This window comes from Campylobacter showae CC57C, assembly GCF_000344295.2.
Classification (GTDB): Bacteria; Campylobacterota; Campylobacteria; order Campylobacterales; family Campylobacteraceae; genus Campylobacter_A; species Campylobacter_A showae_B.
In genome coordinates this window covers 1-13,406 of the sequence record NZ_AOTD01000003.1, presented here as the reverse complement: position 1 = coordinate 13,406, position 13,406 = coordinate 1, and the positions used below count along the sequence as shown (strand labels likewise).

General features: G+C 37.3%; 12 protein-coding genes. 1 reads left to right on the top strand and 11 read right to left on the bottom strand.

Going from position 1 to position 13,406, the window contains the following annotated elements:
- Positions 1 to 160 precede the first annotated feature (160 nt).
- On the bottom strand, positions 161 to 1,705 hold the full coding sequence (locus H740_RS00070; RefSeq protein WP_002950142.1) for an inorganic phosphate transporter: 1,545 nt from the start codon (positions 1,703 to 1,705) through the stop codon (positions 161 to 163).
- Between the two features lie 130 nt (positions 1,706 to 1,835).
- Here H740_RS00070 and H740_RS00065 point away from each other — a divergent pair, with 130 nt between their 5' ends.
- Positions 1,836 to 2,273, top strand: a complete 438-nt coding sequence (locus H740_RS00065) for a GatB/YqeY domain-containing protein (protein ID WP_002950140.1) — start codon at positions 1,836 to 1,838, stop codon at positions 2,271 to 2,273.
- 382 nt (positions 2,274 to 2,655) lie between these two features.
- On the opposite strand, the gene H740_RS00055 is transcribed toward H740_RS00065, so the two are convergent.
- From H740_RS00055 to H740_RS00010, 10 genes are all read right to left on the bottom strand, one after another.
- Entirely contained in the window at positions 2,656 to 3,918 is a 1,263-nt protein-coding gene (locus tag H740_RS00055) for a methyl-accepting chemotaxis protein (RefSeq protein WP_002950137.1), read from the bottom strand.
- A gap of 10 nt (positions 3,919 to 3,928) precedes the next feature.
- Positions 3,929 to 4,432, bottom strand: coding sequence for a PAS domain-containing protein (locus H740_RS00050; protein ID WP_002950136.1), 504 nt, complete (start codon positions 4,430 to 4,432; stop codon positions 3,929 to 3,931).
- A 20-nt stretch (positions 4,433 to 4,452) separates the two neighbouring features.
- Positions 4,453 to 5,703, bottom strand: a complete 1,251-nt coding sequence (locus tag H740_RS00045) for a type II secretion system F family protein (protein ID WP_002950135.1) — start codon at positions 5,701 to 5,703, stop codon at positions 4,453 to 4,455.
- Complete coding sequence (locus H740_RS00040) at positions 5,700 to 7,457, bottom strand: GspE/PulE family protein (RefSeq protein ID WP_002950134.1); 1,758 nt, start codon at positions 7,455 to 7,457, stop codon at positions 5,700 to 5,702. Before H740_RS00040 ends, H740_RS00045 begins: the two co-directional genes overlap by 4 nt.
- Positions 7,458 to 7,556: 99 nt before the next feature.
- Entirely contained in the window at positions 7,557 to 8,462 is a 906-nt protein-coding gene (locus H740_RS00035; protein ID WP_002950132.1) for a hypothetical protein, read from the bottom strand.
- The gene (locus tag H740_RS00030; RefSeq protein ID WP_002950129.1) at positions 8,455 to 9,276 is read right to left on the bottom strand and encodes an ATP-binding protein; all 822 of its coding nucleotides are present in this window, start codon (positions 9,274 to 9,276) and stop codon (positions 8,455 to 8,457) included. Before H740_RS00030 ends, H740_RS00035 begins: the two co-directional genes overlap by 8 nt.
- Complete coding sequence (gene mshL, locus H740_RS00025) at positions 9,266 to 10,804, bottom strand: pilus (MSHA type) biogenesis protein MshL (RefSeq protein ID WP_002950126.1); 1,539 nt, start codon at positions 10,802 to 10,804, stop codon at positions 9,266 to 9,268. Before mshL ends, H740_RS00030 begins: the two co-directional genes overlap by 11 nt.
- A complete protein-coding gene (locus tag H740_RS00020; RefSeq protein WP_034956710.1) occupies positions 10,782 to 11,186 on the bottom strand; it encodes a hypothetical protein in 405 nt (134 codons plus the stop codon). The genes mshL and H740_RS00020 overlap by 23 nt, the downstream gene beginning before the upstream one ends.
- Positions 11,183 to 11,845, bottom strand: coding sequence for a type 4a pilus biogenesis protein PilO (gene pilO / locus H740_RS00015; RefSeq protein ID WP_002950119.1), 663 nt, complete (start codon positions 11,843 to 11,845; stop codon positions 11,183 to 11,185). Before pilO ends, H740_RS00020 begins: the two co-directional genes overlap by 4 nt.
- Complete coding sequence (locus H740_RS00010) at positions 11,845 to 13,356, bottom strand: hypothetical protein (protein ID WP_002950118.1); 1,512 nt, start codon at positions 13,354 to 13,356, stop codon at positions 11,845 to 11,847. The genes pilO and H740_RS00010 overlap by 1 nt, the downstream gene beginning before the upstream one ends.
- Positions 13,357 to 13,406: the final 50 nt, after the last annotated feature.

Sequence of the window (13,406 nt, the reverse complement as noted above, 5' to 3'; positions counted from 1 at the left end):
TACCTCATGCCGCTAGCTCTGACTTCTAAAATCTACTTAAGTTACCGCTAAATTTTGCCTAGTTTACAAGTTTTGCCGGCTATTTTCTACATATAGATTTTGAGCGTTAAATTTGACGAAACGACAAATCAGACGAGCCCGTAGCTCGCAAGAGTCAAATTTAAAGACCTAGCACAGTCTTAAGAAGCATATAGATTAGCGCTGCCGAGCCGCCCGCGATCGGTAGAGTGATGACCCATGCAAGCACGATAGGTTTGACCATTTTCCAGTTTGCGTCGCGGTTTAGGATGCCGATACCAAGCACCGCACCGATGAGGATGTGCGTCGAGGAGACGGGGATGCCTAGCTTGGTAGCTAGCAGGATAATGGTACTAGCGGCTAGCTCTGCGCTAAATCCGGTTGTCGGTAGGATCTCGGCTAGTTTGCTGCCGATCGTGGTTATAACCTCTTTGCCTAGAAACCAAAGTCCGACAACAAGCGAGATGCCAAACGTCACCATCGCAATGCCCGGCACCGGAGCGGTGGCGTTTATGGAACCTGTTTTTAGCACATCTAGGATCGCGGCAAATGGCCCTACGGCGTTTGCGATGTCGTTAGCGCCGTGAGAGAATGCAAACGAGGAGGCCGTAAATATCTGAAACCACGAGAAAATGCGGTTCGTGCTCTTTTCTGCGTTATCTTTTTTCATGACGTTTATCATCGCAAGCGTGGCGAGATAGGTGACTATGCCGATGACGCAGATGATCCAGATCGTGCCGATGAATCCGATGTCGAGATTTAGGTGTGCTAGGCCTTTAAACAGCATCATCGAGGAGATGATGATCGCGCCGATGCCGGCCACCATAGGGATGTGTTTGCGCATGGCTTTTGACGTGTCGATCTCTTTTTCGCGCTCTTTCATGGCTTTGATGGCGAGCTTGTATTCGCTGCGTTCGCCGCTTTCGACGTCGTCCTCGTCAAGGATCGCGATCTTGCTTAGTATCCTTATCTGCTCGCTTTCGGGTTTTGTTTTTAGCTCTTGCAAATAGCGCTCTTTATAGGCTTTACGTTCGCGTTTTAGTACCTTTAGCTCTAGGGTAAATTTGCGAGTCGGGATCAAAATCTTAGATTTTATGTAGCCGTAAATGAAGTAAGAAAGGATGCCTCCTAATAGCGGCGAGATGACCCAGCTAACGGCGATCCTGCCTATCTCACCCCAGGAAACCATGGCTAGCGCTTTATCTCCGCCCATTGTCGTAAAGCCCATCGTAAGCCCGGCGCCGACGATACCGCCTACGATCGAGTGCGTCGTAGAGATAGGTAGACCCTTTTTAGACGCGATAAGCAGCCAAATACCCGAGCTCAAAAGCGCCGACATCATAATCAGCACGAAAAGCATCGGCTCCGTGCCCTCCTGCGGGAAGCTCACGATGCCCTCGCGGATGGTTTTGGTTACCTCTCCGCCGGCAAATATCGCGCCGCTAAGCTCGAAAATAGCGGCTATGACTAAGGCTTGCTTTATAGTGACGGTCTTGGCGCCTACGCTCGTGCCAAAGGAGTTTGCGACATCGTTGCCGCCGATGTTAAACGCCATAAAGATACCGAAAATACTAGCGATACTGAAAAGCAAAAAGTGATGAGTCGGGATGTACTGATAGCCCCAAACGAAAAATCCAAACGCGGTAATTATAAAGATCGCAAATGCAAAGAGATTGTCGCTTCTCAAGCAAGTCCTTTTAAAAATGAATGGCTAATTATAACTATATTTTTCTTAAGCAAGCCAAATTTAGGCGGTTTTATTAGCTTTAAATTTTAGCTTCGTTATAATTTGCCTACTTAAATTTAAAGGAGAAAAAATGACGATTAGAGAGCAAATTTTAGAGGACATCAAGACTGCGATGAAAGAAAAAGATAACTTTCGCCGCGACACGCTAAGGCTCATAAACTCGGTCATCAAACAAGTCGAAGTCGATGAACGCACCGAAATGACCGACGAAAAGGTACTGCCGATCCTGCAAACCCAGATAAAACGCCGCATGGACTCTATCGAACAGTATAAAAACGGCGGCAGGGATGATCTGGCTCAAAACGAACAAAAAGAGATCGATATCATAAACGGCTATTTGCCAAAGCAACTAAGCGCAGACGAGCTGGAGGCCGAGATAAAAGCGATCATCACCGGACTAGGCGAGGGCGCAAATATCGGCACCGTAATGAAAGCTGCGAAAGAAAAAATAGGCGCTAGAAGCGACGGCAAGAGCATAAGCGAGTGCGCAAAGAGGTTGCTAGGCTAAATTTACATTTAAATTTGACCGAATTTGCTTTGGGATTTGGTCAAATTTGAGGTGAGGGCAGGCTGGCTTTAAGTAGATTTCCCTTTGTGAAATTTGAAGCGATACGGCAAATGATTGCTGTGTTTCGGTCAAATTTGGAGAGCTTGCAACATGCGGCTTGTGATTGGCGTGGAGTAAATTTGCTAAGTTTGCGATACCTAGTATAAATTTTGCCGAAGCCAATTGTGTTTATAGAGGGTGCAAATTTGCTCTAGAGTTTTTGACGATGCAAAGCTTTCAAAAATGGGTTTTGGCAAAATTTTATAGAATGGATTTTAGGTTTAAGGTAATGCAAAAGAGCGAAATTTGAGCCAAATGTTTTTAGCTCAAATTTCGTATAACGTTACTTTACGCTTTCTTCTATCGTCGCGTCTATTATCTTAAATATCTCGCCGCTTGCTTGTTTGACCTTGGCGAATCTATCGACGAATTTTTGGATATCGTTCATGTTGTAGCCGTTTTTTGAGTCGTCTAGGTTAGCTTTTACTAGATCGCTTATTTGTTTTGCCGGGACGCTTGCCTTCTCGAAGCTTTTTGAATTTGCAAAATATGCCGCTGCGCTCTCGTACCATGCGTTTAAATTTTGCGTTTGTTTTTTCATATTTTCGTCATCGCCTCTTTCGTTAATAACGTTTCCGTATGCGGTCTGTAGATATGTCACTCGGTTGATCTTGCCGATGATGCCGATGGTTTTGTTTTCGACGTATTTTGAGATTTTTGCACTTTGCGTCGCACCTTGGCTAAATACATTCACAGCATCTCTAAATTTAGACACGCTCACGTTTGCTACTTGCGCTATTTGTGTGATTTTATTGGAGTTGTCGTTTAGGTCGTTTGTTTGTTGTTGCAGAGTTTGGATATTTATGCCGATTTCGCTTGTAGCTTTTTGCGTATTTTCGGCAAGCTTTCGCACTTCATCGGCGACTACGGCAAAGCCTCGTCCGTGCTCGCCGGCGCGCGCCGCTTCTATAGCTGCGTTAAGAGCGAGCAAATTTGTCTGTTCTGCGATATCTTTGATCAAATTTACGACCGATGAGATTTCCTCGGTTCTGTGGGTTAAATTTTTAATAGCTTCGGTAGACTCTGTGATAAGGTGCTCTAGGTTGCCCATATTTTGGCTAAGTTCACTTACGGCCGACATGCTTTCGTTGGCCTTTACCGAAGTATCTTGCGCCATGGTTGAAATTTGGGTTAAATTTTTAATGCTTTGATTGAGATCGTTTTGTACTTCTAAAATACCGTCGTTTCCGTTGCCAAGCTCGCTAAATTTTTCGGAGAGTATGCCTCTGGTTTTACCTTTTTGCCCGGCTTTTATACCCTCGACGCCCTCGCTCATGGATATGGCGTTGGTTCTAAAAAGACCGCGAAAACCATCTGTGAAAATATTTCTATAAGGTATCCCGCTTTCGGCAGATTTTACGCAAGTATTCATCTCTCTTTGCAGGGCTTCGACTTGATCGAGCAAGTCGTTTATGCCGATGGCTATTTTACCGATTTGCGAATTTTGATCGACTTTTAAAATCCTAGGTTCCAAAAAGCCGTTTCTGGCTTGCTCGATTACGTTTAAAATTTCGTCGTAACTTACTTTTTCTTTTTTAAAAAACATATCTTCTCTACTATAATCTTTGTAAATTATTCATCAGCTCATCATAGCTTTTATTTTTTTCTTTTAAAACACTTTCAAGCAGTCTTGACGACGCCTCTATGCCGCCGCTCTTTTCGGCCTCTAGTAGTTGCTTGTAAAGCGGAATAATGATTTCTAAGGCTTTAGGATTTGGTTTACGTCTGACGGAATAATAACCGATAGTGTTGCCGTTTTGATCAAGCGAAGCCGTCACGTTTGCAAATACCCAGTAAAATGAACCGTCAAAGCTTTTGTTTTTAACGTAGGCAAAAACCTCTTTTTTGTTTTTCACGTGTTCCCACAAAATTTTAAAAATAATGCGCGGCATATCGGGATGCCTTACGATATTGTGCGGCTTTCCGATAAGCTCATTGCCTTTTGCTCCGACTATTTGGGTAAACGGGATATTACAATAGGTTATTTTACCCTTTGTGTCTGTTTTTGAAACCAAAAATGCATCGGCGCTAACTTGACGCTCAACTAAACTGTTTTGCATTTATTTCCTTAAATTCCTATTTATTGTCGCCCTTGGACGGCATTTCCAAGATCCCACATAGGCATAAAAATACCAAGCGCTAAAAGTATAACCATACCAGCCATAAATAAAAGCATGATCGGTTCGACGTAACTTGAGATGTTATCGACTAGGTCGCTAAATTTAGCCTTGTAATAATCGGTTATCTTTTCAAGCATCGCATCTATCGCACCGCCTTTTTCACCGGCGCTTAGCATCTGAATAAGCATGCTCTCGTAAAGCTGAGTGTCCCTAAAGGCTTCCGTCAAGGATACGCCTCTTGAAACTGCGATCTTGATCGTAGCGAGCTTGTCGTGTATATCTTGGTTTTCTACCGTTAAAGTCGCCGTTTCAAGAGCATCGGCGATAGGAATACCGGCTCTTACAAGCTCTGTAAAAATAAGGTTAAACCTATTCATGGTCGAATAGAATATTATTTTATTAATCAAATAGACTTTTAGTAGAAATTTATCAAATTTGTATTTAAAATCATGGTTTGTTCTATAGAAATATTTTATGATATATATTGTGGCTATAAAACCGGCTAATATGTATAGGCCGTAATTACTTAATGCGCTCTCAATAGAGAGAAGAATAATCGTAGGAACAGGCAGTTTAGCTCCAAGCTGCTCAAAAATTTCTCTAAACTGAGGAACGACAAATAACATCAAAATGACAAAAGCTATAGCCATCGCAGACATTACTATAATCGGATACCTGAGGGCTTTTTTAAATTTTCTCTGGTTTTCCCAAACTTCTTGTAAAATTTCAGATAGTTTATGTAGCGACTCGGACATATTACCTGTGCTTTCGCCAAGTTTCACCATGGCTACAACTACGTCACCGAGCTCACCCTTAAATTTGGTTATAGCATCGGTCAGGCTTTGACCTTGGTTAAGGTCGTCGTTTAAGGTTGCAAATATAGCCTTAAGTCTCTTGTCTTCCGTAGATTTAGATACTTCTTTGATACTATCATGGATTGAAATTCCGGCATTAGTCATAACGCTTAGCTGTCTAAAAGCAGCAATTAGGTTATTGATTTTTATTTTAGAACCGCCGATAAAAGTTGACACTTTACTCATTAGATCGGCAAATTGTTCTTCTAATGGAACGCTTTTTGTTTCCCCGACTTTTACTATTACGCCAGCATTTTTATTTTTTGCTATAGCCTGCGCTTCGCTTCTGTTGTTTGCTTTTAACGTCATCTTCTGGCGACGACCATTAGCCATATATTCAACTTCAAAAAATTTCATACTTTAGCTACCCTAAATACTTCATCTATTGTTGTAACACCTCTTGCGGCCCTTATGACACCATCCTTAAACATATCTATAAAATGCTCTTCAAGGGCTACTTTTTTTATTTCTTCTTTTGTGGTTCCGTTTGCTATCATTGCCGCGATCTTATCGCTTATTGGCAAAACTTCACTTATCATTTCTCGTCCAACATAGCCGGTTTGCGAGCATTGATCGCAGCCGACATGTTTATAAAACTGATAGTCTTGCGGCAAAAAGTCCTTAAACTGCTCTTGTAAATTTGATGGTAAAACTGTTTTTTGTTTGCAGTTTGGACATAGCTTTCTAACAAGCCTTTGAGCTTCTATCGCCACCAATGCGCCGCTAATTAAATACGGCTCGATCCCCATATCGGCGATTCTTGTTACGGCGCTTATTGCATCGTTTGTGTGAAGCGTTGAAAATACTAAGTGTCCTGTAAGTGCGGCCTGAATGGCTATACGAAGCGTTTCCTGGTCTCTGATCTCGCCTATCATTATGATATCCGGGTCTTGTCTTAAAATAGAGCGAAGAGCCGACGCAAAAGTAAGTCCTACTTTTTCATTAACATGGACTTGCTGGATCATATTTAGCTGATACTCTACCGGATCTTCTACGGTTATTATTTTTGTCTCAACGCTTTTTATATCGTTTAATGCAGCGTAAAGAGTGGTTGTTTTACCGGAGCCGGTTGGTCCGGTAACTAATATAATACCGTAAGGAGCTTTCATTGCTTTATTAAATTTATCAAAAGTATTTGGATGCATACCTAGATTTTCAAGACTAATTAGAACTTTTGATTTATCCAAAATACGCAAAACTATGCTTTCGCCGTGTAGTATCGGCAAGGTTGAAATACGAAAATCATACTCTTTGCCGGCTACTTGAGCTGAGAAACGTCCATCTTGAGGTTTTCTACGCTCGGCTATATCCATATTTGATAGTAGCTTCATGCGCGATACTAGAGGTGGGAAAAGGTCCTTATCGAAAATAAAAAGCTCAGCTAGCATGCCGTCGATTCTGCCTCGCACGACACAGTTTGTAGCTGTAGCTTCAATATGTATATCGCTTGCGCGACTTACTATCGAAGTTCGCAAAATAACTTCAATCAATTTTAGTATACCTGAGCTATTTTCGTTTGCGTTACCGCCTATTACAGTTGTTGAGGATAGTTCTTTTCTGATCTCTGCTACTATGCCTTTAACGCTATCGTTTAGTTCAACTTTACTTAGATATTTGTCAATTTTTGACGGATCTGCGATAACTGGCTTTAGTAGTTTCCTATTAAATATGGCCTGAAGCCTATCTTGCCCAGACATATCAAAAGGATTTTTAAATGCAACATATACGGCAATTTCATCTTCTTTTATCGGTAGTGCTTCGTATGCTTTTAATTGATTTAGCGGTACTTTTTCACAAAGCTTGTAATCTATATCAATGTTGTCTAGATCGGTATACTCAAGCTTAAATTTGGTTGCTACTGATTTTAAAAAATCTTTTAAATTTACGGCAAAATTTTCTATGATATCGTCGATCGTAATGCGTTGTCTTTTGTAAAGTTCGCCAAGTATATCATATATAGAATCATTTTGTAAATTTGGCGCTTCTTTGTGAAAAATTGATTCAAAATCTTTTTTTTCTCTTAATGCGGTCTCTATATTTGAATATTGCGCTTGTGTTATTAATTTGTTTTTTAAAATATCAGTTAAAAATATTTCATAAATTTTTTTCACAAAAAATACCTTTTTAATTTAATATATGGGAACACGTAGACTAAGATTACTACCTTAATGCCTTAAATATCCACTAGTATTTGATAGGACGATCGCTCGTTACAGAGCAGTATCGTCCTCTATTTGTCTCATAAGGTCTTCAATATTTGCAGAATTTGCTTTATCATTGTAAATCCTAAGAACGCTTATTGCATCATCTTTTTGTTTTAGATTATATTTCGACTTCGCAAATATTATCCAGCTCTCTTCATTGTTGCTATCAAGTTCATTTGCTATTAGTGCCCATTTTTCACTATTTTTATAGTCTTTGATATCATAGTATCTTCTTGCAATCAGCACTGCAATATCAGAACTATTTGACTTTTCAAATTTAGCCGTTAGTTCATCAACTGAAACATCTGAGCCGGAAGATTGAATTTGGAATTTATTTAGATTTTGAGAGCTGCTCATGCCTTTTGCAACAATAGGCTTTTCAGAATCAAAATTTATCATTTCTTCTGTTGGTGTTTTTACTGCAACTTGTCTGCCACCAATGCTTTTACGCATATTGTCTACCGGTGCCGGCTGTATATCTTGTGGTATATCGTTTGCATTTACCCAACCGTGCTGTTGAATTTCAGTATTGATATTGTCTGAGGCATCTTCGTTTGCGACGCTATTGCTTTGTGTATTTGATAGATTTTCGGTTCCGCCAAAATTATCAGAATTTAACAAAGTATTGTTGCTTGGATCTATTTTTTGCTCAGGTTCAATATTTTCAGACTGTCTGATGGTATCTTTATTGCTTTCCTTGATATCTTTACTAATTGTTGTGCTACTAACATTGTTTACCAGTGAGTCCTTTAGTAAGTAAAAAGTAAGCGAAGATACGGAAACTGATATAGCCAAAACAGCTGAAATGGCGTATATGTAGTTCTTTTTATCTGAAAACTTAAACTCTTTTCTTTTTTTGTCGTAGGCTCTCCATCGCCTTTCTAACTCCAATATCTCATATGTTTCAAGCATCTATAAGCTCCGATTTGATGGCCGCCATCTCTAAAATTTTAGTTACCATTTTGTCACCGCCTATTATTGTTGGTTGATTTGCATCAAAATATTCGTAGAGTTCAAAAATATTAAACATAAGTTTGTTTAGCATCCTTAAATTTCCACGACTTAATTCATTTAAAAGTCTAAATTGCTCTTCGGTAAATTTTAAAAATATATAGAAAAATTGGCTATTTTGAAGTTTATTTTCTAGATAAACTTTCATCTCCTCTGTGTCAACAGGGCCCATTTCTATACTTTCCCATACTCTTGATTTGAAATAATCCCTTGACAGTACATCCTTATCGACATTTTCGTGTGTAGCAAATAAAAATTTAAAAAGACCGCTATCGGACATTATGCGAATTTTTTCTAGCAAAATTTCAGGATAAAGTTGCGACTCGTCAAGAATAACTATTATTGGGTTTTTTTCTTGGCTATCTTCGACTTTAGCCTCATATATTTTTATAAACTGCTCATAAGTTTCGATTTTTTCTTGAGACTCTTTTTTAAAAATCCCTTCATATAATGATTTTACAAATTCTGATTCATTAAAAAATGGGTACGGAAAAAATAAAATATCGTCGTGATCTTTGAGATCGCTGACGATTTTTTTTAGTAAAAATGTTTTTCCACAACCGGGTTTGCCGTAAAATAAAATCAATTTTGCCGGCTTTTGCAATAAATCCAAAATCTTTTTATATGCGATAATGGATTTATCCAAATTTATATAATCATTTTCTTGTGCGATATCAATAAATATATTTTTAAGAGTAGTATATTTATTGTTCATATATTGACCTCGAGAAACCTAAATCTTTAAGAGATTGATTGATTGGGGTGGCATTTGACACATCTACTATTCTTGGCGTTATTATGAACACAAGCTCTGTTGTTTTAATGTTGTCTTTTGTGCTTTTAAATGCATGTCCAAGCACTGGAATATCGCCCAGTAGTGGAACTTTAGAGTTTTCCTTACCTTTTGATTGGGCTATCAGTCCACCTAAAACTATAGTGTCACCGCTATTTACCTGAACAACTGTAGAAAGTTTCTTTTGTATAGTATCAGGCGCAATTTCTCTTATTGCTGTACTTTGTCTTACGTCATCTTCATTGTACTTGAAGCTACTAAGAGATGGGTTGATACGTAACATAATTTTATTATCATCTGAAACTTCTGGCAAAATATTTAGCAATATTCCTATAAAAACAGAATATTGTTTATAGGTTATAGTGGTTCTGCCATTCAGGGCGTTATTGCTTTGGCTTTCTTCCTGAACACGGTAGTTTACGTTATCACCTACTGAAATAAGAGCTTGCTGATTATTTAAAGTTGTGATTTTAGGACTTGAGACAACCTTTGTTTTTCCATTTGTTTCTAAAAAATTTATAACACCATCTAGATTGAAGTTAAATCCAGCCATTAAATTTAGTGACTGACTAAAGCCGGCATTAAAACTATTTCCTCTATTGGACCACGTAAGCGTTCCGCCGCCTGTTTGTCCAGCAAGTGGGCCACCTGTTGCGAGGCCGGTTTTAAAACCAACATTAAATTTGCTCCAATCAATTCCTTTTGTATAATTATTTCCCAATTCAACAGATACAATCGTAACATCTATTATAACTTGCTTTTTTAGTCTTTCTTGCACATCTTTAATATAGTCAGATACTCTTCTTAGCTGAGCTGCGGTACCCGTTACAGTAACAAGACCTGCATTCGCATTAATAATTGGATCCGGCGCAACTATGCTCTCTGTTGTATTATTTAGTATTGCTTTAATTTCAGTATCTAGCTTTTCCCAAAAATCAAATTTTTCAACAGTTCTTATTACGTTATCTAGTTTGCCGCCACCCTTCGTAATATCTTCTGAACCTTCATTATCATTTTGTTCATCGCCAACCTCTATAGGAGCTGAATCAACCGAAGCTTTTGTGATGGCTGTTCCTTCCCTAACGGATGTTATGTAGTCAATCTTAAAGGTTTTAGTCTGGAGGGATGAAATTTTTAATATATCTTGAGAAAAAGTATAATTCATATCTTTTTCAGATAGTAAAAGGCTAAAAATTTCATTTAATGTTTTGTCTTTTATATTGATTCCAAAAAGCGGTTCGCTTATAGCATCTTTGGCGAATTGATCTTTTGTGACGACACTAAAATGACACATATCTGACAGTTGTGTTAAAATCTCTTGAACGGAAACTTGCTCATTGATTTTAAGGTTAAAAACCCTTTTTTCGCAACTATTGGCATTTGCTGTAGTTAGCGACAAAGCAGTTATAATGGATATGGTAAAAATTCTATTTAATTTTGATAACGACATTTTTATTTGCCCCTTTTGTTAAATTTAAATCGATTTTTTCATCTTTATTTATTAATGTAACACTCTTGGACTTAATGCTTGCAAGCTCATACTCGCCAACATTATCCTTTGCTTGATACCACTTGCCGTTTATTTTAGCTTTGTTATTAAAAATAGCTTGCAGATCAAATGTTTCATCCAAAGATCCATTGTTGTCACGATTTGTGGTTTTAATTTTTAAAAAAGGATCAGAGAGGCTTTTTAGCTCTGATTCGCTTAGGCCCTTTCGTTGTTCATTGATTGCACTAAAAAGCTGATCATAGTGTTCCATTTCTGCTTGAGAATTGTTAGCTAAAGATACAGAGCAAAGCATTAATATAAAAAATAACACTCTATTTTTCATTGATATTTCATCCCCCATATATAAATTCCCATATTTCCTTTTAATTTGCCATCAGTAGAATTTATATCTATTCCATTGACGTCTACTACTAGTTTTGATTCTTCAATAGCATTGATGTAACCTATGATATCTTTATAATTACCATCGACTGAAACATTAATGTCAAGTATTTGCTCTATTTTTTGCGCATTAGGCTCTTTAAAGGTATTTACGATTTTTGTTATTTTTACATTATTTTTATTTGCTAAAAGAGCCAAACTATCTAAGAAATCGGCCCAGCTTTGCTCATTAAAAATTAGATATGACAATTCTCGAAGCTTATTGTCAAAATACTGATTCATGCTTTTGGCATCAGCAAGTTCGTTTTGCCTTTGTTTTAGCTCATTTTGCTTTTGATTTATTTTAAAATTTCTATCATTGTTTCTATCATTATTTTGACTTACGCTATCTAGATAAGCATTTACTTTATTTAACTCATCTGTCGTTTGACTATTGGTTAACATTGAGTTGTCATAATAGTCCTCTGCGTATTGTATAACAGTATAATATGCAATAACGCCAGATAGTATAAGCGCCATAATCAACATCAATGTAACTTCGCTTGGCTTTTTTCCGTCGAAATAGTTATCGATTTTTACAAGTGTATTATCTTTTTTCATTATTTAATCTTTATAGTGACATTTGTTTCATATGATGGCGCTCCATAATTTTTATCGAGTAAAATTTCTCTCGTTAATATGGAATATCTTTCAGAATTGCTTACGTTTTGTATAAGCTCCGTTAATTTCTTTTCATCTTTGCTGACTAACGTAACTGTCATGTTTCTGTCTGAGTTATTAATTTTTGCAGTCTGTATATCTTTATTGTTTATCAGATTACTAAGTTCAAATAGCACGATACCTTTCATAGGATAATTAACTTTTTTGTCATAAATTTCACTAATAGTATTTTTTCTAAAATCAATTCTTTCTTTTTCGGCTTCAATCAGTTTTGATGTTTCTGAAATTTGTTGATCGGCAGCTGCCAAAGCTGCTTCTATTCTTATTTTATCTGCATTGTTGATTTCATACTCGCTCTTTTTATCCGCAGTATCTATATCGGTTATTATTCCTGACACATACAGATATAGCGGATGTAGCAATCCTAGCAGTAGACCAACCAATACATATGACACAAGTTTGCCACTACTGCGTTGAAATAATGGCAACGGACGCAAGAAATTTGAGAAGTTAAAATCATTTTCCTGGGTCTCTTTATAGTATTGTGCATTAACCACCATAATATTATGGATGTTGCTTATCTCTATTTCTTTTGAGTTTATAGCGATATTTAGTTCAAGATTTTTAGTAGGTATATTTAGTTTTTCTTGCATAAATTCTGCAAAATTACCCATTGTTGCATCGGCTACTATATATATGCTTGAAATACTTGACCCATTAAACCTGCTAAGACTATTTACGATATCGCCTATATAATAGGCTATCTCATCAAAAATTTCTGTTATGAAATTTTTATTTTTATCATCAGGCGTATTTGTTCCGTGTTTAAGTATATTTAAAAACGCACTATCGTTTAATTTATCTCCGCTCAAAGTAGCAAATTTTTCGCTAATATTTTTTATAGAATACCTAAGCGGTCTTGACTGAATGTACTCTCCGTTGTAGTAAGCTGCTATAAAAGCATCATCCTCTTGTATTACTATAAAGGCTTCCGTATCTTGAGCGGAAAGTATGTTCTTTTTGTATAATGCATCAAATGCTAATGGAGCAGGAACTATGTAGTCTATATATGGTATCTTTTTTATCGCCAAAGAGTATAATTTATCTGTAGATAAAACGTCAGATATGAATACATTAAAAATTTTAGTTTCTGATGAGATATTTGGAACCTCATTGTACACTATCTTGTATTCAGTTGCTGGATCTAGGTTAAACTGCTCATAAGCTTTTATAGTTATTAGGTTTGATGTGTCGTCTTCTTCTGTTGATATCGGAATTTCCACGCTTCCTACCGTGATATCTTTATATTTGACATACGATATAAAAAAGCTATTTTTATTAGCTTTGCTTAATTCCGTTGGAAAAATTTTATTATTAGAAAAAGCATAAGAGGTTTGCAGATACGGATCGTACGTGACTATGCTTCCTGTATCGCCTTTGTTTTTTGCCATAGTTTAAATTTCCTCCAAACAAATAATCAATTGTATGATTGCAAAAAAAA